This is a genomic window from Trinickia sp., from assembly GCF_051953405.1.
GTDB lineage: Bacteria > Pseudomonadota > Gammaproteobacteria > Burkholderiales > Burkholderiaceae > Trinickia.
This window is the reverse complement of the sequence record NZ_JBQCIV010000071.1, coordinates 100,424-126,806: the sequence shown is the minus strand read 5'-3', so window position 1 is coordinate 126,806 and position 26,383 is coordinate 100,424. Positions and strand designations below refer to the sequence as shown.

Here is a 26,383-nt window from a genome sequence, read left to right as displayed (position 1 = left end):
CCTGTTCTATTATCATTGCGATCAGATCGGCACGCCGTTGTTGATGACGGACGATGCGAGCGAGGTGGTGTGGGAAGCGTCGTACAAGGCCTGGGGCGAAACGCAGAAGGTGATCGAGCGGGCGTCGCAGGCTGCGGGGATGACGCCCAGGAACCCGATTCGGTTTCAAGGTCAGCAGCTAGACGAAGAATCTGGCCTTCACTACAACCGGCATCGGTACTACGATCCTGCGATGGGCCGGTTCATCTCGATGGATCCGATCGGCTTGACGGGCGGTCTCAACCTGTATCAATACGCACCGAATCCCGCTCAGTGGGTTGATCCGTTGGGGCTAACGTGCTGCCCGTGCGAAGGAAAGGCGATTATTCGACACTACGCCGTCCAGGGCAGCCGCACCGGGCACTACACCGTTGAGGTAGAGAGCAACACTGCATCAGCGCATACGCACCAGACTGAAGATCCTGAGACCGGCGATACTACGATCGTCAACGAGCGCCAAAGACGAGTGATGACTGGTGACCCGATCTTGCACACTGCTGAAGTGCCTGTGCCCGCTCCAAATTCCGCGATTGCATATCAGCAGTCGAAAATTGGTGCCAACCTCGGTAAGTACGATGAAAGGACGAACAGTTGCGTCGATCATGTGGCAAACGTCTTGAGAGCAGGTGGTGTTGACGTGCCACAAGGCCCGCTTGGACAGATGAAGTTCCTCAAGAGGCTCGGCTTCAAAGTAAAGGTACCGTAATGCCGCTAGTCATTTGTCGCATCCATGGCCGCGCGGGCGGCGATCTGGTCTCGCATGCGCTCTTCGATCTTGTAAGAGACCGTTCGGCCTGGGGCCGCGCGCCCCTCGTTCGTCCAATTACCCTAGCATTCGAAGATATTGAGTATCCCGGCTACATGTTGGACGACGACATAGTGGAAGTCGTTCATCTGGGGGGGATCCACGAAGGCAGCGAAACGTATCGATTCACCAATGAAGCAGCAATGGAGTCGGCCATCGGTATGTTTACCGCAACATGCACCCCCTGCCTCCATGAATTAATCGCGTCTCAATCCAGACGTTAGTATCAGCCTTCATTGATCAAGCCAACCAATAATTGGCCATGACGAGGGGTAACTTTTGCTTATGCGGAAAGCATCGCCGGTACGGCTTTGCGCCGTAGAGCCCTGTGTGGCGCGCTCGCCATGCGCATCCGCCGTGAGACCAGTTCGTACCGCTTAAATGGGCAGAGGGCCGCTGGCGCGGCCCTCTGCCTATTTAACCGACGGTCAATCTAAGATGGGAAATTGAAAGAGATTTGGGGCGCTACATGCAAGCCTCGGAAAATGAAGGGGGTATGAAAACGTCAATGTTTTTGCTAATTGGATTGCGTCGCAGATCAGAGAATTCTCTGCTGGTTTCAGATACAATTTTCTATCAATATCTTCGATGCTCGGACATTATTCCGTCTCGGCCTGAAGGCAACGTCTATTGCACCTGCAAAAACGTTTCGGTAGATGTTGACGCGGGGCAGGCTGGTGCAAACGACGAAACATTGCTTCGAGTTTTGAAAGTAACTCGTTCGCATCGATCCAAGTAGCAACAGCACCGAATAGCGTGAGGGGCAGATGAATCATGCTTCATACTTGATGCAGTTGCCGGATCAACGTCTGGTCTGGAATGTGGATCGATGGGAAGCAAGTGACGTGATGACTGATGGCCTCATATGCGGCTTTCGATCACTGAAATTGCGATGTCGCATTAAATGCTCAATGAAAATTGGATGGCGCTGATAGGGAAAATGGGAAGAATTCGCTGTAAGACACATGGGGCGTCTGGGATAGCCCACGTTTCAGTCGACATTGCAGCAGGGATGAAGGCCGGTGGGAGAAAGCTGGACGTATTGCGATACGATATCGACTGTCTAGAGGACGGGTCTGCAAGCATTTCATACTTTGTTTCGAGAAGTGTTGCGAAAGAGTTTGAGATGCCGACGCCCGATCTAGAATTGTTTGATTCGAAATTTGAAAACAAGTATGCCGCCGTTTTTGATCGGCTCACGACTGTTTGCGCGAAGTGTTTTGCAGAGCATTTGAAGAAAACCAACTAGGGAGTCCGTTCTGCTCGATTTGTGCGATTCTCCATGCCGCGAGTAACTGCGGACGTTGCTACCCCTGCGGCGGCAGGGGGCGTACTGTCATATCGCGGAATGTACCGTGATGCGCTTCGTGAAGGCAACGAGTAATAGGACGCAGCTTAGGTGCAAGATGAGAAAAGATGAGTTGATCCATATAAAAGAACTGAAGATCGAAAAATCTGCACACGAATATAGTGACGCTACTCTTGGAGTTATCCGATTACTTGTTGTATACAAAGGCGAGGGGCTCTATTTTCAAATCGGTAGCGAGGCTGTTATTTGTGTCGTGTCTGCTCGAGACGCGATGCTAAGCAAGAAAAGCATAAAGAAGTGGGATAGCGGAAGGAACATCGACGAGGCTGAGAGGGATCAGGTTGCAGCCGTAATCGCCAAGTATTACAAACTCGCATACAAGGACGATCTAACCGTTGTTTGATTTGTGAAAAAGTGATGACATGTTAGCCGACGGCGTAATGGGGCAACCGCCCCGCCGGAGATGCCGATGTTTCCAGATCTCGCGCGAGTTCAAGATGCCATGCTCGGTCCACACGCATGAAGGCAAAACGAGGAAGTAGGAAAATGAGCCGAGTTCTTTGCTCTCGCCATGGGTTGCAGGGCTTTACTAGGGCATCGCAAGCTGTTTGCGATCGCCTTAAAACGAGGGGCGAATTCACACGGCACGTACTTGTTCGAGTGTCGCTGGAGCGCATCAAGCGCAGCTACCAAGTATGGGCGACTCAGGCTGAGGTGGCCGCATGCGTGAATTCCGCAGAGGTCGCTGATGGGATCGTGCGCGTAAAGGTGCCGCGAGAGATTGCTTCGTTCGAGAAGGTCCTCGTCTACGTCTGCCCAGAGTGCCTTAACGAGCTACTTGTCCGCTCTGGCGAAGAGCCCAACGCCCCGACCTCACGAGAGCGTGCATTCGACACGGCACCAATAGCAGAGGGCGCGTATGTAGACGATCCCCTTGCGACATGCCGGATTCACGGAATTGTCTTCCCTGTAACATCGTCGCCGGTGATCGCATCTGCGATCGAGACCGGTGACATATTAGATGCCTCTAGTCTCGTCAAGGTTATAGCTACATCACGAGGACGTGAGTCGGTGCATTGGTTCGACTCAAAATTCATAACCGCACTATTGGGCATTCACGCTGATTCAGTTCTGAGTGTGGATTGCCAAGCAGACCAGCAAGCCGTCGACTCGCTGTTCGACCACGGCAAACGGGTTTGTAAAGCCTGCCTCAGAGACCTGCTACAGCGAAGCGGCATTACGCGTCAAGAGTAGTCTCACTACCGTTTATACAGACATGCAGCGCCGGAGGTTCAATGCTAACTCCCGAGGAATTCGAGTTCAACAAGCAACGTGCAGAGGCCGGCGATTCGCAAGCAGCGTTCGCTCTGTACGAGCACTATGAAGAGTTGGGCGAAGACCAAGAGGCAAGCAAATGGTTGCTAGCCTCGGTGAGCGATGGCTTTGCCAACCTCGATGATCTGCCCGAGGGCACCCCGGTGAGTGGACGTGAGAGATTCTGGCTGCAACCTGCAGAACTCAACGCAAACCTCGCCACAGCAGAGGCCGGAGACGCCAGGTCCGCCGAGGCCCTTTATCTTCACTTCTCACTTGCCGACTACAATGACGCGCAATTGAGTAAATGGCGCCTTACCGCCGCTTCTTTGGGTTCCGAACGAGCACAGTGTGCGTTGGCGATTGCATTGATGGATGCCCAACCGTCCGAGCTGGTCCAAGCTCGGAGGTGGGCGGCTGCCGCGGAAGCCGCTGGCAGCCGGCGCGGCAGAGATCTATTGTCTGAAATCGACGATCGATTGAAGCGGCCAGATATCGATAAGCGCCAGCGGTAGCGGGCGGCTGAGCCGTAAGCTGCCGGCAGTCCGCAAGGAAGCGGACTCCCATCTAAAATCGATGATCGGTTGAAACGCCTATCGACGCATCTCTTCACAGCCACCGCCCACGAACCCGCCGCCGATGGCCGCGAAAAACCCATCAATACCCCAACGCCTTCCCCGCCGGTCGCCGTTCATCGTTCGCATGCCGGTTGGGCGCGTCCCGATCAACTTAGAAGCCGGCCGACGTGCTTGTGTCTGAGAAATGGAGAGAGACCGACCAACAGACTTCGGCCCCTGTAGGATGTGGCCCCTCGCGGTATCGGCATGTGCTGCCGTCAAACGGCTCTGCACGCAACACTAATAACGCTTGACGTTAATAACGTGTGGCGTTAATATTCATTCAAATGATCACTTCTTTTAAGTGTCGTGACACGGCAACGCTCTTCAACGGAAAGAGAGTTGCGCGGTTCGCCAACATCGAGGGCGTGGCCATACGAAAGCTACAGCAGTTGCACGCGGCGGCGGATCTGGACTTCTTGAGGATTCCTCCGGGAAACCAACTGGAAGTGCTCAAGAGAGATCGGGTCGGGCAATACAGCATCCGCATCAATAGTCAGTGGCGCGTGTGCTTTCGGTTTGCAAGCGGCACTGCGACAGACGTGGAAATCGTCGACTACCATTAACTCACCCCAGGGGGAAACCTATGGCTCGGGAAGTTCCGCTGGCAACGCCTGGCGAGATCCTTGCACTCGAGTGGCTTGAGCCGATGGGCATTTCGCAATATGCCTTAGCCAAGGCGATTGGTGTACCGGCGCGGCGAATCAACGAGATTGTCAAGCACGGGCGAGCGATCACGGCCGATACGGCTGTACGGTTAGGCGCTTTCTTTGGCGTGGATCCGCAAAGCTGGATGAACCTTCAAACACACTACGACACCGAAATGGCCAAAGAACGGATCGGGGAGGCCAAGATTGCCGAGATTCGATCGCATGCCATTGCTGGCTGACATGCGGCAACGCCCGCACGCTCAACGTTCGATCGAGCGCTGACCGTACTTGGCGACCAGCCCTCGCACTCGGCCTCCACGAAGGAAGATCAAAATCGAGTGAGCGAGCTGATCGCTCACCTAATCAATACCCCAACGCCTCCCCCGCCGGCCGCCGCTCGTCATTGGCACCGTAGAAATACCCCACGCGCACCTTCCCACCCACCGCCGAATCGTTCCCCGAACTCTGCGATGCATCCGCCGCCAATCCAGGCAACCCGACTTCGACCAACTCGGCCGCGCCCCAAGGCGTTTGCTGAACCATCTTGTAGCCCTCGTTCGCGAGGATCTTCAGCGTATCGGTCGACAACCCATACGGCTCGTAATACACGACATCCGGCAACCATTGCTCGTGAATCCGCGCCGCATCGACAGCCTCCTGCGGCTCCATGCCGTAATCGATAATGTCGATGGCCGTTTCCAACGTCGTCGTAATGATCCGCGAACCGCCCGGCGAGCCGATCACGAGAAACACCTTGCCGTCCTTCGTCACGATCGTGGGTGCCATCGACGAAAGCGGCCGCTTGCCCGGTGCGATCGCATTGTTCGGGCCCTGCACGAGGCCGAACATGTTCTGCGCGCCCACCTTCGACGTGAAGTCGTCCATCTCGTCGTTCAAGAAGAAGCCCGTGCCCGGTGCCATCACGACCGCACCGAAGCGCCCGTTGACGGTGTACGTCGTCGACACGGCGTTGCCCGCTTTGTCGACGATCGAATAATGCGTCGTTTCCTTCTTCTCGGGCAGCGATGCCGCATCGGCCAATTGCATCGACGGCGTAGCCTTATTGGCTTCGATCGATGCCCGAATCTGCGCCGCATACGATTTGCTGAGCAACTCATCGAGCGGATTCTTCACGAACGCCGGATCGCCGAGCTTCGTATTGCGATCGGCATAGGCATGACGCATCGCCTCGGCCATGTAGTGCACCGCCTGCGCCGAATGCCACCCGAAACCCTTGAGGTCGTATCCTTCAACCGTATTCAAGATTTCGCACATCGTCGTGCCGCCCGAACTCGGCGGCGGCGCCGAGATGAACGTATAGCCGTGATAGTCGCAAGTGACAGGCGTCATTTCGATGGCCCGATAATTCGCGAAATCGGCCGTCGTCAGCAGCCCACCGTTTGCCTTCGACGCCGCTTCGATCGCTCGCGGAATCTTGCCTTTGTAGAACGCATCGGGGCCGTGCTTGGCAATCGCTTCGAGCGTATTGGCCAAATCCTTCTGCACGAGACGATCGCCGGGTTGCAGGGGCGTGCCGTCCTTGCGCAGGAAGATGCGTGCGATGCCCGGGTCCTGTGCAAAGCGCTTGACGGTCGTATCGAGGATGTCGGTATCGGCGCGCGTCAGCACGAACCCGTCGCGCGCGAGCTTGATGGCCGGCGCCATCACCTGTTCGCGCGTGAGCTTGCCGTATTTGCGCTCGGCAAGGTCCATCCCCATCACCGTACCCGGCACGCCCACGGCGCCGTAGCCGTACAAGCTGGCGCCCTTCTTCACGTTGCCTTCGGCATCGAGGTACATGTTCGCCGTCGCCGCGGCCGGTGCCGTTTCGCGGAAGTTGATGAATGTGTCGCGGCCGTCGGCGAGGTGCAGCGTCATGAAGCCGCCGCCGCCGATATTGCCGCAGCACGGGTTGACGACCGCCTGCGCGTAGCCGACCGCCACGGCCGCATCGATGGCATTGCCGCCCATCTTCAAGATGTCGATGCCGACTTGCGAGGCCAAATGTTGCGAGGTGACGACCATGCCGTTGCGGGCCTCGACAGCAGGACGCGAAGCGGCATAGGCGCTGGCGGCAAGCGTGCTTGTCGCGATCAGGGCCGCGGCGAGCGCGGCAATGAGTGGGGTGTCTTTTTTCATCGGATGCTCACAATGAGTTCGATTTCGGTGGTGGGGTAGGCGGCCGGCTCAAGCGTCCTCGGCGACGCGCCCGGCTCTCAATGCTTCGATGCGTTTCAATCGGGACTTGGCCTCGACGCTCGCGCGTTGCACCAGCGCCGCGACGAGCGCTTCGGTTTGCGCGACGACCGGCACTTTCGTATCGAACGGCGACGCGCTTTGCACGAACGACACGTGGACGACATCGGCGAAGCTCGCAATCGGCGAGCGCCATTCATCGGTGAACAGCACGACCTGTGCCCCGAGTTCGCGCGCCGCCCGCGCGAATTGGACGACGCTTTCCTGATAGCGGCGGTAGTCGTAGACGATGAGCACGTCGCCCGGTACGAGATCGGCCAGCGCTTCGGAACCGCGCTCGAGCGACGGCTCGACATGTCGCGTGCGCGCGCGCACCTGGCTCAGGAGCACGGCAAGCCACCCGGCGATAAATCCGCTCGCTCGGCCGCCGCAGCACAACACGGTGCGTTGCGGATCGGCGAGCAAGGCGACCGTGCGCTCGAAGTCTTCGCGCGACGACAGCTCCGCCGTCTTGCCGATGGCGAGCGTCAGCGAGCCGAGCATCGCGTGCTGCGTGTCTTCGGTATGCGGTTGGTCGGCCGACGATTCGAGCCGCGACAACGGCGAGTTCATCCGTGCATCGACTTCGGCGAGCAACGCGCGCTGAAACTCGGGATAGCCCTCGAAGCCGAGCTTCAAGACCAGCCGATGGACGGTGGGGTCGCTTACGTCGGCGGACGTCGCCAACTGCGAGATCGACGTTAGCGCCGCGCTGGGGTAATTGGCGAGCAGCACGGCAATGATGCGCCGCTCGGCAGGGGTTACGGATGCCTCGCGCTGCTTGAGCAGCATCCTCACGGAAGGGAGTGCCACGATGATTCGTTCGATGAAATCTTCGATTCGATGCGCAGGCCGAAACCGGCGATGTAACGTTCATTACGTGGAGATCATCGTAGCAAGCCAAAAAGCATCGTCAACGACGTAATGCGTCGGTGTTTACCCGTGACTAGTCAACGAGCAAGCCATTCGTTGCGGCAAGCGAGCGTGATAAGCATTACATTGTCAGCACGGCACTCGTGATTCCCCGTGCTACGCTTGCCCGGTTCGCCACCGAAGGAGCGCCAATGCCGATGCCTTTGCCCACGCGTCGTCCTCTATTCGCCGTTCGCTTCACTGCATGCATCGCCATGGCCGCCGCTATGGCCAGCGTCCTCCTCGGCGCTGCCCATAGCGATGCGGCCGAGTTGCCCGCCAAAACGCTCGTGTTTTGCTCGGATGCGAGTCCCGCCGGCTTCGATCCGGCGCAATACACGACGAGCGTCGAATTCTCCGCCGCTGCTTATACGGTCTATAACCGCCTCGTCGAATTCGAGCATGGCGGCACGAAAGTCGAGCCGGGCCTCGCGCAATCGTGGGAGATTTCGGACGACGGCCGCGTCTATACGTTTCACCTGCGTCAAGGCGTGAAATTTCATACGACGGCGTACTTCAAGCCCACGCGCGAGTTCGACGCCGACGATGTTGTGCAAACTTTCGAGCGCATGCGCGATCCGAACGACGCGTTGCGCAAGGCCTATCCCGTCGCGTTTCCGTACTTCTCCGATCTCGGGCTCGCGACGAACCTCGCGAAAGTGGAGAAGATCGATCGCTATACGGTCCGCATGACGTTGCATACCGCGAGCGCCCCGTTCCTATCGGAACTGGCGATGCCGTTCGCGTCGATTATTTCGGCCGAGTACGCGGGCGAACTCATGCGTGCGGGCAAAGCAGCGGATTTGAATCGCTATCCGATCGGGACGGGGCCATTCATCTTTCGCAGCTACGAGAAGGACGCGACGATTCGCTTCGATGGGAATCCCGACTATTGGAAGCGCGGCGTCGTGCGCCTAAGCAAGCTCGTATTCGAAATCACACCCGATCCGGCGGTGCGCGCGGAAAAGCTGAAAATCGACGAATGCCAGGTGATGAACTATCCGCGCCCGGCCGATATCGCATCGTTATCGAGCGATCCGAATCTACAAGTCCCCCACCAAGTGGGTTTCAATCTCGGCTTTCTCGCCTACAACACGACGCATAAGCCGCTCGACAACGTGGACGTGCGCCGTGCACTCGACATGTCGATCGACAAGCGAGCGATCGTCAAATCGGTCTATCAGGGCGCGGGGCAAGTGGCGGTGAATCCGATGCCGCCGACACAATGGTCTTACGACGCGGCGCTCAAGGACGCACCCTACGATCCGGCGCAAGCGAAGGCGCTGCTCGCGAAGGCCGGCTATCCGGACGGCCTTACGCTGACCTTATGGGCCATGCCGGTCCAGCGTCCGTACAACCCGAACGCACGTTTGATGGCCGAGATGATTCAAGCCGATTGGGCGAAGATCGGCGTGCATGCAAAAATCGTGACCTACGAATGGGGCGAATACGTGCGCCGCGCACATGCGGGCGAGCACGACGCGATGTTGATCGGCTTCACCGGCGATAACGGCGACCCCGATAATTGGCTCGGCGTGCTGCTCGGTTGCGCCGCGGTGAACGGCAGCAATTTCTCGAAGTGGTGCGATAAACCGTTCGACGATCTGATCGTCAAAGCCCGCGAGACGAACGACGTGGGCGAGCGTACCCGGCTTTACACGCAGGCCCAGGAAATCTTCAAGCGCCAAGTGCCGTTCACGCCGATCGCGCATTCCACGGTCTACCAGCCGCTGCGCAAGAACGTCGTGGGCTTCGAGATCGATCCGTTCGGCCCCACGCAATTCTGGGGTGTCGGCCTCAAGTAAACCGCCGCTCGCCGAATCGGCATCGTCGTGCCTGCGGGTATGCCCGCGTTGAATCATCTGACCAATCGCCTAGACATGAGATGTCGGCGGACTTGACACGGAATTTTAGTGGCACTAAACATGCGCGGAGCACAAAGTCAACGCGAACAAGTGCTGATCGTTGCCTTTTCCCGACCGCTTGTTCGGGTAATCAAAGCTCAGTAATATCCGCGTACGCTGGCTTTGGCTGGCCTTCAGACCTGGAGGAAACATGAAGCAAAACAAACTGTTGCGCGCTGTGCGGTTGAGCGCGATCGCAGCCGCCACCGTGACGGTATCGCTCGCGGCGACGATCTCGCACGCGGCCGACATTCCCAACAAGACCCTCGTGTATTGCTCCGAGGGCAGTCCTGCCGGTTTCGATCCCGCGCAATACACGACGGGGACCGATTTCACCGCGAACACGTTCACCGTCTACAACCGTCTCGTCGAATTCAAGCGCGGCGGCACGGAAGTGGAGCCGGGCCTCGCGCAGTCGTGGGACGTGTCGCCCGACGGTAAGGTGTACACCTTTCATTTGCGTCACGGCGTGAAGTTTCAAACGACGGAGTACTTCAAGCCGACGCGCGAATTCAATGCGGACGACGTGATCTTCACGTTCGAGCGCATGCTCGATCCGAATCAGCCGTTCCGCAAGGCGTACCCGGTGTCGTTTCCGTACTTCACCGACATGGGCCTCGACAAGCTGATCGAGAAGGTCGAAAAAGTGGATCCGTACACGGTGCGCTTCACGCTCAAGGAAGTGAACGCCCCGTTCATCCAGAACATGGCGATGGAGTTCGCCTCGATCCTCTCCGCGGAGTACGCCGATCAACTCCTGAAGGAAGGCAAGGCCTCGGACATCAACCAGAAGCCGCTCGGCACCGGTCCGTTCGTCTTCAAGAGCTACACGAAGGACGCGACGATTCGCTTTACGGGCAATCCCGATTATTGGAAACCGGGCGCCGTGAAGCTGAAGAATTTGATTTTTTCGATCACGACCGATGCGAGCGTGCGCGCGCAAAAGCTCAAGCGCAACGAATGCCAGGTGATGAGCTATCCGAACCCGGCGGACATCGCCGATCTGAAGAAGGACGCCGACATTGCGATGCCCTCACAGGCGGGCTTCAACCTCGGCTACCTGTCGTACAACGTGACGCATAAGCCGCTGGACAATGTGGACGTGCGCCGCGCGCTCGACATGGCCATCAACAAGAAGGCCATCATCGAATCGGTCTATCAAGGCGCAGGCCAACCGGCGAAGGCGCCGATGCCGCCGACGCAATGGTCCTACGACGGCAACCTGCCGGTGGCGTCGTACGATACGGCGAAGGCCAAGGCGTTGCTCGCGAAAGCGGGCTTCCCGAACGGTTTCGACATCACGCTGTGGGCGATGCCCGTGCAGCGCCCGTACAACCCGAATGCAAAGCTGATGGCCGAAATGATCCAGTCCGATTGGGCGAAGATCGGTGTCAAGGCGAAGATCGTCACCTACGAATGGGGCGAGTACATCAAGCGCGCGCACGCGGGCGAAGACGATTCGATGCTGATCGGCTGGAGCGGCGACAACGGCGATCCCGACAACTGGCTCGGCACGCTGCTCGGCTGCCAAGCCGTGCACGGCAACAACTTCTCGGAGTGGTGCTACAAGCCGTTCGACGATCTGATCCAGAAGGGCCGGACGACGAGTGGGCAAGAAGCGCGTTCGAAGATCTACATGCAAGCGCAGCAGATTTTCTCGCAACAGTTGCCGTACTCGCCGATCGCCCACTCCACCATCTATCAGCCGACGACTAAGAACGTTCTCGATATGCGTATCGATCCGCTCGGCTATGCTCGTTTCGACGGCGTCAGCATGAAGTAACGGCGATGCGGTACGCTCTCCCGAGTCCGCTCGGGAGCACGCGTGCCCGACGCCGCGTTAAGTCCGTTCTCCGGCGACAGGGGAAGGCGCGCCGAGTGCTGCCCACTCGGTGCGCCCGCTCCTCGTCGCCGGTCGCATTTTTCCTCTGCAATAAAGGGACGAACCATGTTCCGATTCGTTTTACGCCGCATCGGGATGGTGATACCGACTTTCATCGGCATTACGATCCTTGCCTTTGCGCTGATCCATTTGATTCCCGGCGATCCCATCGAAGTGATGATGGGCGAGCGCGGCGTCGATCCGGTGATGCACGCGCAAGCGCTGCATCGACTGGGGCTCGACGAACCGCTTCCTCTGCAGTACATCCACTACGTTTGGCGCGCGCTGCACGGCAACCTCGGCGTTTCGATCATTACGAACACCAGCGTGATGAATGAGTTTCTGGCGCGCTTTCCGGCCACCGTCGAGCTGTCGATTTGCGCGATGCTGTTCGCGCTCGTCATCGGTTTGCCGGCGGGTGTCTTCGCGGCGCTCAAGCGCGGCACGATCGTCGACCATGGCGTGATGGGCACCGCACTCACCGGCTATTCGATGCCGATTTTTTGGTGGGGGCTCATCCTCATCATGGTGTTCTCCGTCGCGCTGGGGTGGACGCCCGTGTCGGGGCGCATCGACGTCGAATACGACATCACGCACGTGACGGGCTTCATGTTGATCGATTCGCTGCTCGCGCCCGACGAAGGGGCGTTCAAATCGGCGGTGCTCCATCTCATCCTGCCTGCGATCGTGCTCGGCACCATTCCGTTGGCCGTCGTCGCGCGCATGACGCGCTCCTCGATGCTCGAAGTCTTGCGCGAAGACTATATCCGCACGGCGCGCGCGAAAGGGCTATCACCCGCACGCGTGATCGTCGTCCATGCACTGCGCAATGCGCTGATTCCTGTCGTAACCGTGATCGGCCTGCAAGTGGGCACGCTGCTCGCCGGCGCGGTGCTGACCGAGACGCTGTTCTCGTGGCCCGGTATCGGCAAGTGGCTTATCGATGCGATCAGCCGGCGCGATTATCCGGTCGTGCAGGGCGGCATATTGTTGATCGCGACGCTCGTGATCGTCGTGAACCTTTGCGTCGATCTGCTGTACGGCGTGCTCAATCCTCGCATTCGCTATACGCGCTAAAGGAGCCCGCAATCATGGCAGACATTCAAAACACGGTGCCTCAAAGCGTCACGCCGCCAAGCGGACGCGCGCTCGCGCTGCGCGAGTTCTGGAGCAACTTCTCGCGCAATCGCGGCGCGGTGGCGGCTGGCATCGTCGTGCTGGCGCTCGTCTTCATCGCCTTGTTCGCGCCGCTCATCGCGCCGCATAGCCCGATCGAGCAGTACCGCGACGCCGTTAAAATTCCGCCGGCCTGGCTCAGCGGCGGCAATTGGAAGTTCGTGCTCGGCACGGACGAAGCCGGCCGCGACATCTTGGCTCGCCTGATGTTCGGTGCGCGCATGTCGTTCTGGATCGGCTTCGTGTCGGTGGTGCTCGCGTTGATACCGGGCGTCGTGCTCGGCCTGTGCGCGGCGTTCTTCCGCTGGGCCGATACGCCGATCATGCGCGCGATGGACGTGCTGCTCGCGTTGCCGTCGCTGCTGCTGGCGGTGGCGGTGGTCGCGATCATCGGCCCGGGGCTCACGAACACGATGTTCGCCATTGCGATCGTCGCGCTGCCAGGCTATGTGCGGCTCACGCGCGCCTCGGCGCAGGGCGAGCTGCACAAGGAATACGTGACCGCATCGCGCGTGGCCGGAGCCGGTACGCTGCGGCTCATGTTCTCGCAGGTCCTGCCCAACTGCACGGCGCCGCTGATCGTGCAGGCCACGCTCGGTTTTTCGTCGGCGATTCTCGATGCGGCTGCGCTCGGCTTTTTGGGCTTGGGTGTGCAGCCGCCGACGGCCGAGTGGGGGGCGATGCTCGCCTCCGCGCGCGACTACATCGATAACGCATGGTGGATCGTCACGATGCCTGGCCTGGCGATCGTCATTTCGGTCCTCGCGATCAATCTGCTCGGCGACGGGCTGCGCGACGCCCTCGATCCGAAACTGAAACGGATGGCATGACCATGAACACTCTTTTGACCATCCGCAATTTGGCGGTGACGTTCGGCGGCGCGCCCGCCGTCGACGGCGTGAGCTTCTCGGTCGCGCCGGGCGAGGTCGTGGGCGTCGTCGGCGAATCGGGGTCCGGCAAGAGCGTGACGATGATGGCACTCATGGGCCTCATCGACGCGCCCGGTGTCGTCACCGCCGACGAAATCACGTTCGACGGCAAAGATCTGCTCAATGCGTCGGCGAAGGCGCGACGCAAGATCATCGGCAAGGACATCGCCATGGTGTTCCAGGATGCGTTGACGAGCCTGAACCCGAGCTACACCGTCGGCTATCAGATCAAGGAAGTGCTGAAGCTGCACGAGGGGTTGCGCGGCGCGGCGCTCGATCGGCGCGCGCTCGAATTGCTCGATCAGGTTGGCATTCCCGACGCCAAGAGCCGCATTACGGCATTTCCGCATCAGCTGTCGGGCGGCATGAACCAGCGCGTGATGATCGCGATGGCCGTCGCCTGTAATCCGAAGCTGTTGATCGCGGACGAGCCGACCACTGCCCTCGACGTGACGATCCAGGCCCAGATCATGGATTTGCTCGTCAAGCTGCAGAAAGAGCGCGGTATGGCGCTCGTGCTGATCTCCCACGATTTGGCGGTCGTTTCACAAGTGGCGCAGCGCGTGGCGGTAATGTATGCCGGCGAAGTCATCGAGACGAATCGGGTACCCGACATCTTCGCGAAGCCGCATCATCCGTACACGGAAGCGCTGTTGGCCGCCATTCCCGAGCACAACCGGGGCGCCAAGCGGTTATCGGCGTTGCCCGGGATGGTGCCGGGGCGGGACGATCGCCCGAGCGGATGCCTTTTCGCGCCGCGCTGCAAGTACGTGGTGGACGATTGCCGCAAGGGCCGGCCGGCGCTCGAGGCGCTCGATCCGACGGTGCCCGACGCGCGTGTCCGCTGCATTAAACCCTTGAATCTCGATGCAATCCGCTCGAACGAGTCCTACCACGGAGGCGCCCGATGAACGCAGTACCGGAAGTTTCGCGCGCGCCGCGGCATGACGACGATCTCGTCCTGATCGCGGACGGGCTGACCAAGCATTACCCCGTTCGGCGCGGCATGTTCGGCCACGCGACGGTCAAGGCGCTGAACGGCGTGTCGTTCTCACTGGTGCGTGGTAAGACGCTCGCGGTCGTGGGCGAGTCGGGCTGCGGCAAATCGACGCTCGCCCGGCAACTGACGATGATCGAGCCGCCCACGTCGGGACGCTTGCTGGTGGAAGGCGAGGATGTGGCCGGGGCGGATTCGGCGAAACTGGCCCAACTGCGCCGCCGCGTGCAGATGGTGTTTCAAAACCCGTTCGCCTCGCTCAATCCGCGCAAGACGGTGGAGCAGACGCTGGCCGAGCCGCTTGTCATCAATGCATCGATGACGGCGGCCGAGCGCGCGGGCCGGGTGGCGCAGATGATGCGCACGGTCGGGTTGCGTCCGGAACACGCAAAACGCTATCCGCACATGTTTTCTGGCGGACAAAGGCAGCGAATTGCCATTGCTCGTGCGATGATTCTGGATCCGCGCATCGTGGTGGCCGACGAACCCGTTTCGGCGCTCGACGTTTCCATCCAGGCGCAGATTTTGAATCTGTTTATGGACTTGCAAGCGCAGTTCAAGACGAGTTACGTCTTTATTTCGCACAACCTGGCCGTCGTCGAGCATATTGCCGACGACGTGATGGTCATGTATTTCGGCGGCGTGGCCGAGTTGGGCGACAAAAAGACGATTTTTGCCAAGCCGCGCCATCCGTATACGCGTTCGTTGATGTCGGCCACGCCGGCCATCTTCGAGGCCGATCGGCGCACGCAAATCAAGCTCCAAGGCGAAATGCCGTCGCCGCTCAATCCGCCCTCGGGCTGCACGTTCCATCAGCGTTGCCCGTATGCGATCGAGCGGTGCCGAGTGGAAGAACCGAAGCTGCGGGAAGTCGACGGCCGCTTCGTGTCGTGCCACCGTGCCGAGGAGGTGGGGGACGCGGATGGCTGAAACGAGGGCGGCGCGTAATCGTGCGCGCCGCCCGCGCGAGGGCGCCTTCGTGGCGGTTCTCGCGCGGCGGGCACGGGCCTGCCTGCGGCGGATGCAGGCACTCGTGCTCACGTTGGTCTTTAGCTTGGCGCTCGATCCGCGTTCCGGCGGGCCGATCGCGCCGGCCTTCGCGGGGCCCGCTAACGCCCCGGTCACGCAAGCGGCGCCCAGCGCGCCGATGCCTAGCGCGACGATACCCGGTTTTCATGGGCCGCCGCCCGGCTTCGACGGCACGAGCGCGAGCGGGGCGGTGCGGGCCGAACCCGCGCACATGCCGTTCTACGTCGCCACGAAAGGGACGACGACGATCTATCTGCTTGGGACGCTGCACGTCGGCGATCCTTACGATTACCCGAAGAGTCAGCCGTTTCGGCCGCCGATCATGGCGGCGCTGAGGGCGTCGCCTACACTCGCGCTCGAAATCTCGCCCGACGATTTGCTTCGATCGCAGGACGACGTGTCGAAGTACGGCGTGTGTCGGTATGCCTGTTTGCCGCGTTTGTTGCCCGAGGCGCTCATGCGCAAGCTCGCCTTTCGCTTGCGTGGCAATCCGGCGGCGCTCGAGGAGATCAAGAAGACGCGGCCTTGGCTCGCGGCGTTGCTCGTCGAAACCTACGATTCGCTGGCTGCGGGCTTGCAAACGGAATACGGCACCGAGGCGCAGTTGGAGAATATCTATTTGCCGACGCGCGGCAAGATCGTCGGCCTCGAGACGCTGGCCGAGCAGATGCGGGCGTTCACGAATCTGACGCTGGCCGAGCAACGCGAAATGCTTGCACAGGATTTGGCGCAAACACCGGCGCAGAACATGGCGGACGTGAAGACGCTGCATCGATTGTGGCGGGTAGGCGATGCCGATGCGATCGCCGCGTGGGCGGCGGCCAAGTCGGAGCGGCTCGCGCGCACGCCCGCTGTGGCGCGGGCGCTCGATAACCGCATCGTTTATGAACGCAACCGGCGGTTCGTTACGCGCATGATCGCGATCGCCGGACCCAATCGGCCGATTTTCGTGGCGATCGGCTCGCTGCATTTTGGTGGGCCGAAGGGGGTGCTGGCGCTGTTGCGGCAGCGGGGGTTTGCGGTTGAGGCGGGGTGAGCGCGCGGGGAGCGCGAGAGCGTTGCAACTGTAAAGCTGCTCTCTTCGGGCGAGCGTATGGCTATGCCGCTCGGCTGACCTAAAGGTTGCTCGCTGGCGCAACGTCTCGATCTCGCATCAGGGCCGAGGCTGCGGATGAGTCGCTCGTTCCGATTCGAGGTCCCACAACACGCGATACAGTCCACCGCGAGCGATCAGCTCGTCATGCGTACCATCCTCCACGACCGTGCCCTCATCGAGAACGATGATCCTATCGAGGCGTGCGACCATCCGAAGCCGGTGAGCAACGACCAACACCGTCTTCGATGTGTCGATACGAAGTAGCGCGTCTCGTATCGCTTCCTCCGCCAGCGGGTCGAGATTTGCGGTTGCTTCATCCGCGATCAAAATCGGAGCGTCTTTCACGAACGCTCGGGCGATCGCTATCCTCTGCCGCTCGCCACCCGATAGGGCCACGCCGTCGCAGCCGATCAACGTATCGTATGAAGCCGGTAGGGCGTTGATGAACTCGTGCGCGTCGGCGAGTTTCGCCGCGCACCGCACGTCGGCAGAATCGGCGTGCCTGTCACCGTACTGAAGGTTCTCCAAGACGGATCGGTTAAAGAGGAGCGCTTCTTGTGGAATCACAGCAATATTGCATCGCAGCTTGCGGGCGCAGATCGTATCGATAGATTCGTCTCCCAAATATATTCGCCCGGAAGTGGGGGCGTGCAGCTTAAGCAGCAATCCTAAAATTGTACTTTTCCCCGCGCCGGATGCACCGACGATCCCAATCTTCTGGCCAGCTGGAATGTTGAGCGTTAGGTTCTTGATAATGTGACGATCGTCTTGATAGGAAAATTCGACGCGCTCGAATTGTATGTCGCAGCTGCGCATCGGCTCATGGGCCGCGCACGTGCACTTCTCCGTCGTATCGTGTGCGAGCAGGTCGGTGACTCCGTCGTTCAGTCGCCCCCAAAATCCGAAGAAATCTGCCAATCGCTGACTAAGATTATGCGTGTAGTTGATGATGTTGACGATCAATCCGATCGCCATCGTCAGCAGAGCTATCCCGATTTTGTCGTGTAGGTATAGCGAAAACGAAAGCGTGACGACCACGATCGCTAGTGTAGCCATTGCGCCGAACTGCACCCATCGAACCAGTTCGAAATAGTTGTTCGAGGGATCAATCGCCGCCATCTCTTTCGCACGAATCGCTTCCAATCTCTTAAGCTCTCGTGCCGATCCATCAAAGAGGCTGACAATAAGATGATTTTGCAAAGCGTCGGAAACGTGTGCGTTGGTTTCGTTTTCGCGCTTCGCCGCCTGCAATGCACGATCTCCGCCATTTTTTGCAAAATAAAGTGAGGCACAAAAGAAGATGGAGATCCACGTCAGCATGAACATACCAAGCCAAACTGATGCGGAAAAAAGCATCGCCGCTGCAAAACACAACGCGACGGTCATCGGCCAAAAATCGAATATCGCACAACCTAATATTTGATTGACGGCAACGGACGTCTCGGAGATTCGGTGTGAAATGAGGGCTGCGGAGCGTTGCAAATAGAAAGTTCGTGGGTAACATAGAACGCGCTCATACAGCCGTTCGACCGCCCAGTGCCGTTGGTGTGCCAGTGTTCGTACAAACATGCCGCCGGAAATTCGCGAAAAAAGCATGTCACCTAGGATAAGCGCCAGAAATATCGACAATAAAATTATCTGGATCGTCGAGGAGGTGTCACGTTTTCCGATGGCATCTATCAGGAGGCCAAAAACCAACGGGGCAGAAATTCCGCTGGCTGCCTGAAGTATCTCAAAGAAGGCGATGAGGGAGTATCGTACGCGATATCGTTTGACGACGGACGAAAAAAAGGTAAACGCTGTAGTGCGCATATTCAAATCAGATCCGAGAAGCTTTGAGTGCATGTTGATTCGCTGCCCCAGCGCATCATTCGTCCATCCTTCGCCGCGGTCGATGCCGATCGAGTAACCTGGGGAGCGGATTCTGTGCGTGATTGAACGTTTTCGATTGGAAACGAGGAATTTTCGGACGATTTCCCGATTTCAACGAAGACGGCATCGCTCTGCCTGTCCGCGACACGACGGAACCGGAAGGGTGATCCTCATGTGCGTGCGGGGCATTTCGACAGCTAGGGGCGTGGGCGGAGCCTCGGAGTCGGTCGGGCGACTTTCGTCGCGATCAGCGCGCTGCATTTTGGTGGGCCGAAGGGCGTGCTCGCACTGTTGCGGCAGCGCGGGGTTGAGGTTGAGGCGGATTGCGCGCACGGGGAGCACGCGTCGATCGGTCCATTCGGCGCCGCGACGGCCGTTGATCGCAATGATAAGCGGAGCGCGCCGCGACTGACCTTCCATCCGTCCGAAATTTTCGCACCTGTTCGAGCGAGGACCGGAAGTCGCTTAACGTCCTCGGTCAATACGATTTTTGCCGGGTCTTCTCCCTGGTCGGTCGATAAAGGCAGTGCGCTCGCTGAATGCGGCCGTAGCCTTTCCCCTGTGTCGAACCAATTCTGGATAACCGCGATGGAATCAAATGACGTAGCCGCGACGGGCGATCTCGTTCTCTGCGTGCCTCCGGGCTGGAATACCTACATCTCCCGCGAATTTCATGAAATTCATCAACACCTCGTGGCGCTAGGGTGGAAATCGATTGTGGTCGGCACCATCGACGATGAAGAGGTGCTGACGTCCGTTCGTCGAGCGCGTGTCGTGTTGCTGTGGGAGTGCTACGAGCTTCTTGAGCAGCACAGCGCCTCGTTCGATGCGTTGCCCAAGACTGTCAGGCGCATCGTCTATTGCGACGACGTGCATTGTTTCGGCGCCCATCGCCGAGCGCAGCGGCAACGCGCGTTCGATTGGGCGGAAACGATCCTCGCGGCCTATCCGCAGAAATTGGCGGAGTGGTTTCCGGAAACGACGAGGCACGTGCGATGGATACCGCATGCGGCCGCTTCCTATTTCACGCCGATATTCGCTCCCACTTCCGACCGGATCTTGCTCTCGGGATCTCGCACGTGGCCCTATCCGTTTCGCCAGTTCTGCGCGGCGAAGCTGTCGCCGGATGTTTGTCATGTCGTGGATCACCCGGGATATCCCGGTTATCCGGGGGATCGGGCCAACCGAATGCAGGCCGACGCCAGGGCGTTGGCGGCCGTGGGCAGGGAGCGATATGCCTCGTTGTTGCGACGGTATCCCGCGATGCTCGCGTGCGGTTCGATTTTCCACTACCTGGTGGCTAAGGTGCTCGAGGCAATGGGGGCAGGGTGCTTGGTACTTGCGGATCGCCCGTCGCTCGGTGCTCAACTCGCGGCGCTGGGGTTCAACGAGGGCGAGCATTATCTGGGCACGGACATTTTTCACGTGATGGACGATGCCGCATCCGTTCAACGCTTGTTCGTCGATGCAGATCCACGCTGGTCGGCAATGACGGAAAGCGCGGCGCGGAAAGTGGCCGCGCACCATACGACGGCGGTGCGCGCGCAAGAGATTCATCGGCTGTGTCTCGCCGAATGCGTGTCGGGGAGTAGCGCGGTTGGGCGGTAAGTCGACTTCCGTCATATTCCGCGTTCGGACACGAATCGGCGGCGGCCCACACGCCCACCTCGTCGTGGGCCGCCTCCCTCACCCCATCACCTAAACATCAACCCATTAAGCAGCAAGATATTCACGATCAACAACAACACCCCCGTCGGCGCTTGCGCCTTGATGACCGCGTTCTTATCCGGCAATTCCAGCAGCGCCGCGGGCACCATGTTGAAGTTCGCCGCCATCGGCGTCATCAACGTGCCGCAGTACCCCGAGAACATCCCGATCGCCACCATCACCGCGGGATTGCCGTGGAACACATTGACGAGGATCGGTACGCCGATGCCGCCCGTCATCACCGGAAACGCGGCGAAGCCGTTGCCCATCACCATCGTGAACAGCGCCATGCCAATACAATAAACGGCCACCGCGACAAAACGATAGTCGAGATTCACGTAAGCCGTGGCCACATGGGCGACAGCCTTGCCCACGCCCGAATCGGCGAACACCAGCCCGAGCATCCCCAACATCTGCGGCAGCACCGCCGCCCAAGACAGCGCGTCGATCAACCGCCGAGCCTCCTTGGCCGATTGCCCCACGGAATCGCGCGTGACGAAGCACGCCACCGCCAATGCAACGATGCACCCGATCCCGAAGCCCACGAGCGTCGCGTTCTTCGGCTCGACGAGCGGCGCGCCATTAACCGTGAGCCGCCCCGCGAGCAACGTGACCACCACGGTCACGACAGGAATGGTCAACGCCGGCACGAACAGCAGATTGCCGAGCCGCTTCGCGCTGGCGTAACGCGTCTCGTCGCTCGGCATCTTCGGTTTGGCGCCCAGCACGCCGCCGAAGCCCGCGATCAGTGCCATGGCGATCACGAGTACGCCCACCAATTGGACAGGCAGCCAATCGCCGATGAGAAAGATCACCGCATAGATCAACCAAAATCCACCGGCTGCAAAGCGGCGCGGATGCGCCTTATCGGTAACGATCATCGTGCCGACTACGAGCAGCACGACACCAACGAGCCAAAACAAATGAACGAGTTTGAGCGTCATCGTCATTCCCCTGCGACATTGGTGGACGGCTGCACCGGCAGGCCGGCCCCGGGCGACGCGTCGCTGCGCCCATCGGCGGCCGTGCCTTGCTTGTCGCGCTCGAGTTCCTTGGCGAGACGCCGATCGAGCCAATACAAGCGCGCGCTGTGAATGAGGAAGGCGGCGAGTGCCGTCGGCATCCCCCAGACGGCCACGTGCATCGGCGCGACGGTAATGCCGGCTTCCTTCAAGAACGTCACCATCAACACGATGGCACCGAAAGCGACGAAGATGTCCTCGCCAAAAAATAGGCCGACGTTGTCGGTCGCCGCGGAAAACGCACGCAGCTTGTAGCGGACCGCATCGGAAATCTTTCCGTAGCGCGCTTCGGTTGCGCCTTCGGCCATCGGCGCCAGCAGCGGCCGCACCATCTGCGGGTGCCCGCCGAGGCCGGTCAAGCCGACAGCGGCCGTGAGTTCGCGCACGAGCAAATAGACGATCAACAGGCGTCCGGCCGTCGCCGCCTTGATGCTGGAAATCCAAATTTGCGCCCGCTCGCGCAGCCCATGCCGTTCCAATAATCCGATGACGGCCAGCGGCAGCAAGATGATGAGCGGAATGTTGCGCGTTTTCAAAAAGCCGGAGCCGATCGCGGCCAAAATCTTGTCAGGGGGAAAATGCGCGCACAGCGGGGTGACGATCGCCGCGCAAGCGACGATCAACATCGGATTGAATCGTAGGAGAAAGCCGACGACGATGACGGCTACCCCCAACAATGGCCATAGGTTGGTCTGCATTTAAATGTCTCCATGTGACGAGTCGTCGAACCACGTCGAGCACGCCGCCCTTTTTATCGAATGCGTGCTCGCACGTCGCAGCAAACGCAGGCGAAGCGAACCGAATCGCTCGCCTTTCGAACCGCGGCTCTACCGGCCGCTTGCCCTTCAAGTTGCGAGCGGGACGCCCGGCACAGGCGCGGCGCTCGCATTTCGATTCTTCTAGTCTTTTTGTTTCTTCTTTGTCGCCGGCGTTCACCCCCCGCATGCGGCCTTCCGCCTCGGCCGCATGCAGGTGCATCAATGCGCGAGCGACGACGCGGCGTGGATACCCACGCCGTTTTCGTCCAGCGTGCGCCGCAGCTTTTGCGCGAATGCTAGCGCATGCGGGCCGTCGCCGTGCAGGCACAGCGTGCGCACGTCGAGCGCCACCCAGTCGCCCGTGACGGTCCGCACGCGCTTGTCGCGCACCATCGAGAGCACATGCGCGAGCATTTCGTCGTCGTCCTCGATTAGCGCGCCCGGTTCGTTGCGCGGCACGAGCGAGCCGTCGGCGCGATAGCCGCGATCGGCGAACCCTTCTTCGATCGCGACCAGCCCGGCTTCGCGCGCCATCGCGATAAAGCGGCTATTGGCCAAACCGAACACGGCCACCGACGGATCGAAGTCGTGCACGGCCGAAATGATTGCCTCGGCGATCGCCGGATCGCGCGCCGCTTGGTTATAGAGCGCGCCGTGCGGCTTCAGATGCGCGACGCGCACGCCTTCCGCTTGGGCGATCGCCGAGAGCGCGCCGAGCTGATACAGCGTGCCGGCATAGATATCGTCGGGCGGCAGATGCATTTCCTTGCGCCCGAAGTTGGCCGGATCGTGGAAGCTCGGATGCGCGCCGACGGCCACGCCGCGCTGCACGGCCAGCCGTACGCAATCGCGCATCGCATTGGCGCCGCCGGCATGCCAGCCGCACGCAATGTTCGCCGAGCTGACGAGACCGAGCAGCGCTTCATCGGCATCGCCGCCTTCGCCGAGATCGGCGTTCAAATCGATATTCATGACTACCTCGTTACAAAACCCTCAAGCGGCGCGCGACAGGCGTTGCATCCGCTCTTCATGCATGGCGATCGCGGCATCGATCTGCCGCAAATACGCGCGTTCCTCGGCGAGCGCGTGGCGCGCTTCCTCGCGCGTCGTGCGCACGAAGCGCACCGCCGTGCCTAGACGAACCTGCGCGAGTTTCCATAAATCGGCCGCGATCACGACGCCGATTCGCGGATAGCCGCCCGTTGTCTGCGCATCGCTCATGAGCACGATCGGTTGCCCGTTGCCGGGCACCTGGATCGTGCCGGGCAGCACCGCGTGCGACAGCAACTCGGTTGGCTGCTCGCGCTCGAGCGCGGTGCCTTCGAGCCGGTACCCCATCCGATTGCTTTGTGGCGTCACGCGCCATTCGTCCGACCAGAATGCCGTGCGTGCGGCCTCGCCGAACGCGTCGTATTCGGGGCCGCGCAACACCCGGATGATTTCGCCGCGCTCGGCGCCGGCTGCGTGTTTGCCGCGCCGAGCCGGTTCGCGCGTTGCCTGCGCGAATCGGCACCACTGGGGCGCCTTGACGCCGAATGCCGGCGCATCGACCGCCGTCGCCTTTCCTTGTAGCGGCTCGCAGTGACCGATCGGCAGCCGATCGCCGTCGCGCAGCTTGCGCCCGCCAAGGCCGCCGAAGCAGGCGGCGAGATCGGTACTGCGCGAGCCCAGCACGGGGACGACATCGATGCCCCCGCGCACGCAAACATAGCCGCGCATGCCGCGCGCCGGCCCTTGCACCACCAATTCTTGGCCCGCGCGAACCGGCAGGCTCCACCAGGTATGCACGGCCGAGCCGTCCAGCGTGGCGGCGAATTGCGCCCCGGTGATGGCGATGCGCGCGGCTCGGTTGAATCGGAGCGCCAACGGGCCGACGGTCACTTCGAGCGCGGCGGCCGACGGCGCATTGCCGACGAGGCGGTTGCCGACTTCGAGCGCGAGCGTATCGAGCGCGCCCGCTTGCGCAACGCCGAGGTGCCGGTATCCCGTTCGGCCGAGGTCCTGCACCGACGTCAGCACGCCGGCGCGCAGCACTTCGATCATCGGACGATCTCCAAGACGGTGAAACGGACTCGATCGCCGGGCTGCAGTAAGGTAGGCGGGTCTCGCAGCGGGTCGAACAACTGCGCCGGCGTGCGTCCGATCAACTGCCAGCCGCCCGGGGATGCGGTAGGGTAAATGCCGGTTTGCTCGCCGCCGATGCCGACCGAGCCGGCCGGTACTTCCAGCCTGGGGACGGCGCGGCGGGGTGTGTGCAACGATGCCTCTAGGCCGCCCAAATACGCGAAGCCCGGCTGAAAGCCGACGAAAAACACGACGTACTCGGCGCTCGAGTGGCGCCGCACGACATCGTCGATCGCGAGCCCAGTGTGATCGGCCACGACCTGCAAATCGGGGCCGTCCGCGCCGCCGTATCGGACCGGAATCTCCACTTCGCGTGTGGACGGCCGAGTCCCGACGGCGCTCGCCCACGCGAGCGCCAGTTCGGCCGCGCGCGCCTCCAAATCCGCCGCCATCGGATCGAAGACGATCGTCAGATTGTTCATGCCCGGCACGACCTCGACCACATGGGCCCATTCGCGCACCGCCTGGGCGAGCGCCCAGATCCGCTCCTGGCATGCGAGCGTCGCGGGCGCGGGGACCTCGCAGACGAGGGCGCTATCGCCGAACGGGTAAATTCGAGGTTCTGTCATCTCAAGCCTTGGCCGGCCGCGGAAGTCCGCTCGGGCGTAGGGATTCTGTCAGGGAGGATTATCGATAAATTATCGACATTTTACCCATAAGCGTTTTTGCTAGTGCTGAGCGCGTGGTGGGCGGCGTACACTGCGCCCACGCCTTTCGTTCATCTTCCGCTCGCCAACTCGCTGCCATGTCGCGTCATCCCACCAAGATCGTATCGTCGGAACATCTCGTCTCCGAGACGAGCGTCGAACTCTCGGAATTCGAATACGGGCTGATCATGGCGAGCAACGCCTTCAACCGCTGGATGGTGCGATGCATGTCGGCGGCTGGGGCCAAGGACATGACGGCGATCGAAGTCTCGCTGCTCCATCACGTCAGTCACCGCGAACGCAAGAAAAAGCTCGCCGATATTTGCTTCGTGCTCAATATCGAGGACACGCACGTCGCTACCTACGCCTTGAAGAAGCTCGTGAGTAGAGGGTATGTAAAAAGCGAAAAGACCGGCAAGGAAGTCTTTTTCTCCGCCACCCCGGCGGGGCGCGAATTGTGCAACAAATACCGCGAAGTCCGGGAAAGCTGTCTCATCGCGGCGCTCAAGGAAAGCGGGCTTGCCAACGAGCAAATCGGCGAGGCCGCTCAGCTTATGCGGAACGCATCCGGCCTGTACGATACGGCGGCGCGCGCGGCCGCTTCGCTCTGAATCCGAGTTTCGAGCTTCGGGGCTCGGGCACTCAAGTATCGAGCCCGGTCATCCCGCCCGGGTCTCGCCCTTGCCAGTGCGCGGCATGCGCGGCGAGCCGGGGCGCTCGGGGTCGCGCGTTATGGCGCCTCGATTCGACGTGGGCTGGCGAACAGCCCGGCATCGGTGACGATCGCATCGAGCGGAACGTCGTGCGTTTCGCGCGGCAATGCCGCACGGCACGCTTCGTAAGCGATTCCGATCGTGACGGGCAAGACCGTGCCCGGCCATGCCGCCAGCGTACGGTCGTAATAGCCGCCGCCGTATCCGAGCCGGTAGCCGTCGTCGTCGAAACCCACGCAGGGCACCAGCAGCAGATCCGGCAGGACCGGTTCCGTTTGGTCGGGTTCCGGGATGCGATGGTGGCCGATGCGCATCGGCGTATTCGGCGTCCACGCGTGAAACCGGAGCGCGTGGCCCTTCATGGCGACGACGGGCAATGCGGCTTGACGCCGCGCGTCTTGCGCGAGCCATTCGCCGATCATTGCGCGCGCATCGAATTCGCCGTCGAGCGGCCAATAAAATCCCACGGTGTGGGGCGCGTAGCGGTTCAGCGCCTCGCGCAAACCCGCGGCGAGGGGAGCGTTGGCACGGCCCTGCACGGCCGCGTCGGCGCGCGCTTGCAGCAAGCGTTTTCGCAGCTCGGCTTTCGATTCCGAAGAGGGGTTGCGTGCTATGCTTTCGCTCAATTTGCTCTCCGAATTCGCTC

Annotated in this window: 24 protein-coding genes and 1 pseudogene; 16 read left to right on the top strand and 9 right to left on the bottom strand. The window is 60.7% G+C overall.

Annotated features, from left to right (window positions below; all coding sequences use genetic code 11):
• The 6 genes from ACTHN9_RS12145 to ACTHN9_RS12120 form a co-directional block, all read left to right on the top strand.
• Window positions 1-745, top strand: a 745-nt coding sequence (locus ACTHN9_RS12145; protein WP_440537006.1) for an RHS repeat domain-containing protein, incomplete at its 5' end; no start/stop codon positions are given.
• 1,003 nt (window positions 746-1,748) lie between these two features.
• On the top strand, window positions 1,749-2,093 hold the full coding sequence (locus ACTHN9_RS12140) for a hypothetical protein (protein WP_440537005.1): 345 nt from the start codon (window positions 1,749-1,751) through the stop codon (window positions 2,091-2,093).
• A gap of 106 nt (window positions 2,094-2,199) precedes the next feature.
• A complete protein-coding gene (locus ACTHN9_RS12135) occupies window positions 2,200-2,556 on the top strand; it encodes a hypothetical protein (RefSeq protein ID WP_440537004.1) in 357 nt (118 codons plus the stop codon).
• Between the two features lie 892 nt (window positions 2,557-3,448).
• Complete coding sequence (locus ACTHN9_RS12130; RefSeq protein WP_440537003.1) at window positions 3,449-3,982, top strand: hypothetical protein; 534 nt, start codon at window positions 3,449-3,451, stop codon at window positions 3,980-3,982.
• Between the two features lie 389 nt (window positions 3,983-4,371).
• A complete protein-coding gene (locus ACTHN9_RS12125) occupies window positions 4,372-4,650 on the top strand; it encodes a type II toxin-antitoxin system RelE/ParE family toxin (protein ID WP_440537002.1) in 279 nt (92 codons plus the stop codon).
• Between the two features lie 20 nt (window positions 4,651-4,670).
• Window positions 4,671-4,973, top strand: a complete 303-nt coding sequence (locus ACTHN9_RS12120; protein ID WP_440537001.1) for a HigA family addiction module antitoxin — start codon at window positions 4,671-4,673, stop codon at window positions 4,971-4,973.
• 124 nt (window positions 4,974-5,097) lie between these two features.
• Here ACTHN9_RS12120 and ggt read toward each other — a convergent pair whose 3' ends face one another.
• Both ggt and ACTHN9_RS12110 read right to left on the bottom strand, forming a co-directional pair.
• Window positions 5,098-6,759: a gamma-glutamyltransferase gene (gene ggt / locus ACTHN9_RS12115; RefSeq protein ID WP_440537013.1), complete on the bottom strand. Its 1,662-nt coding sequence runs from the start codon at window positions 6,757-6,759 to the stop codon at window positions 5,098-5,100.
• Between the two features lie 162 nt (window positions 6,760-6,921).
• Window positions 6,922-7,782 carry a MurR/RpiR family transcriptional regulator gene (locus ACTHN9_RS12110; protein ID WP_440537000.1) on the bottom strand — a complete coding sequence of 287 codons (861 nt, stop codon included), beginning with the start codon at window positions 7,780-7,782 and terminating at the stop codon, window positions 6,922-6,924.
• A 263-nt stretch (window positions 7,783-8,045) separates the two neighbouring features.
• Between ACTHN9_RS12110 and ACTHN9_RS12105 the strand changes: the two genes are divergently transcribed.
• The 7 genes from ACTHN9_RS12105 (at window position 8,046) to ACTHN9_RS12075 (ending at window position 16,834) form a co-directional block, all read left to right on the top strand.
• Window positions 8,046-9,686, top strand: coding sequence for an ABC transporter substrate-binding protein (locus ACTHN9_RS12105; protein ID WP_440537012.1), 1,641 nt, complete (start codon window positions 8,046-8,048; stop codon window positions 9,684-9,686).
• A gap of 250 nt (window positions 9,687-9,936) precedes the next feature.
• Window positions 9,937-11,568 (top strand): ABC transporter substrate-binding protein, encoded by a 1,632-nt coding sequence (locus ACTHN9_RS12100; protein ID WP_440536999.1) that lies wholly within the window; start codon window positions 9,937-9,939, stop codon window positions 11,566-11,568.
• Between the two features lie 165 nt (window positions 11,569-11,733).
• Entirely contained in the window at window positions 11,734-12,744 is a 1,011-nt protein-coding gene (locus ACTHN9_RS12095; RefSeq protein ID WP_440536998.1) for an ABC transporter permease subunit, read from the top strand.
• 14 nt (window positions 12,745-12,758) lie between these two features.
• Window positions 12,759-13,673: an ABC transporter permease subunit gene (locus ACTHN9_RS12090; protein WP_440536997.1), complete on the top strand. Its 915-nt coding sequence runs from the start codon at window positions 12,759-12,761 to the stop codon at window positions 13,671-13,673.
• Complete coding sequence (locus ACTHN9_RS12085; RefSeq protein ID WP_440536996.1) at window positions 13,670-14,683, top strand: ABC transporter ATP-binding protein; 1,014 nt, start codon at window positions 13,670-13,672, stop codon at window positions 14,681-14,683. The genes ACTHN9_RS12090 and ACTHN9_RS12085 overlap by 4 nt, the downstream gene beginning before the upstream one ends.
• Entirely contained in the window at window positions 14,680-15,699 is a 1,020-nt protein-coding gene (locus ACTHN9_RS12080; RefSeq protein ID WP_440536995.1) for a peptide ABC transporter ATP-binding protein, read from the top strand. Before ACTHN9_RS12085 ends, ACTHN9_RS12080 begins: the two co-directional genes overlap by 4 nt.
• Window positions 15,692-16,834 carry a TraB/GumN family protein gene (locus ACTHN9_RS12075; RefSeq protein WP_440536994.1) on the top strand — a complete coding sequence of 381 codons (1,143 nt, stop codon included), beginning with the start codon at window positions 15,692-15,694 and terminating at the stop codon, window positions 16,832-16,834. Before ACTHN9_RS12080 ends, ACTHN9_RS12075 begins: the two co-directional genes overlap by 8 nt.
• 117 nt (window positions 16,835-16,951) lie before the next feature.
• On the opposite strand, the gene ACTHN9_RS12070 is transcribed toward ACTHN9_RS12075, so the two are convergent.
• Window positions 16,952-18,739 carry an ABC transporter ATP-binding protein gene (locus ACTHN9_RS12070; protein WP_440536993.1) on the bottom strand — a complete coding sequence of 596 codons (1,788 nt, stop codon included), beginning with the start codon at window positions 18,737-18,739 and terminating at the stop codon, window positions 16,952-16,954.
• A 255-nt stretch (window positions 18,740-18,994) separates the two neighbouring features.
• Here ACTHN9_RS12070 and ACTHN9_RS12065 point away from each other — a divergent pair.
• Window positions 18,995-19,087: pseudogene (locus ACTHN9_RS12065) on the top strand (TraB/GumN family protein); the annotation flags it as partial.
• Between the two features lie 267 nt (window positions 19,088-19,354).
• The gene (locus tag ACTHN9_RS12060) at window positions 19,355-20,374 is read left to right on the top strand and encodes a glycosyltransferase family protein (protein WP_440536992.1); all 1,020 of its coding nucleotides are present in this window, start codon (window positions 19,355-19,357) and stop codon (window positions 20,372-20,374) included.
• Between the two features lie 86 nt (window positions 20,375-20,460).
• On the opposite strand, the gene ACTHN9_RS12055 is transcribed toward ACTHN9_RS12060, so the two are convergent.
• From ACTHN9_RS12055 to pxpB, 5 genes are all read right to left on the bottom strand, one after another.
• Complete coding sequence (locus ACTHN9_RS12055; protein ID WP_440536991.1) at window positions 20,461-21,417, bottom strand: DUF979 domain-containing protein; 957 nt, start codon at window positions 21,415-21,417, stop codon at window positions 20,461-20,463.
• Between the two features lie 2 nt (window positions 21,418-21,419).
• A complete protein-coding gene (locus ACTHN9_RS12050; protein ID WP_440536990.1) occupies window positions 21,420-22,193 on the bottom strand; it encodes a DUF969 domain-containing protein in 774 nt (257 codons plus the stop codon).
• 279 nt (window positions 22,194-22,472) lie between these two features.
• Window positions 22,473-23,225: a 5-oxoprolinase subunit PxpA gene (pxpA, locus tag ACTHN9_RS12045; protein ID WP_440536989.1), complete on the bottom strand. Its 753-nt coding sequence runs from the start codon at window positions 23,223-23,225 to the stop codon at window positions 22,473-22,475.
• Between the two features lie 21 nt (window positions 23,226-23,246).
• Entirely contained in the window at window positions 23,247-24,296 is a 1,050-nt protein-coding gene (locus tag ACTHN9_RS12040) for a biotin-dependent carboxyltransferase family protein (protein WP_440536988.1), read from the bottom strand.
• Window positions 24,293-24,946 carry a 5-oxoprolinase subunit PxpB gene (gene pxpB / locus ACTHN9_RS12035; RefSeq protein ID WP_440536987.1) on the bottom strand — a complete coding sequence of 218 codons (654 nt, stop codon included), beginning with the start codon at window positions 24,944-24,946 and terminating at the stop codon, window positions 24,293-24,295. Before pxpB ends, ACTHN9_RS12040 begins: the two co-directional genes overlap by 4 nt.
• A gap of 176 nt (window positions 24,947-25,122) precedes the next feature.
• Between pxpB and ACTHN9_RS12030 the strand changes: the two genes are divergently transcribed.
• Window positions 25,123-25,635: a winged helix DNA-binding protein gene (locus tag ACTHN9_RS12030; RefSeq protein ID WP_116139718.1), complete on the top strand. Its 513-nt coding sequence runs from the start codon at window positions 25,123-25,125 to the stop codon at window positions 25,633-25,635.
• A 119-nt stretch (window positions 25,636-25,754) separates the two neighbouring features.
• Here the strand turns inward: ACTHN9_RS12030 and ACTHN9_RS12025 are convergent, their stop codons facing one another.
• Complete coding sequence (locus ACTHN9_RS12025; RefSeq protein WP_440536986.1) at window positions 25,755-26,363, bottom strand: 5-formyltetrahydrofolate cyclo-ligase; 609 nt, start codon at window positions 26,361-26,363, stop codon at window positions 25,755-25,757.
• Between the last annotated feature and the right edge of the window lie 20 nt (window positions 26,364-26,383).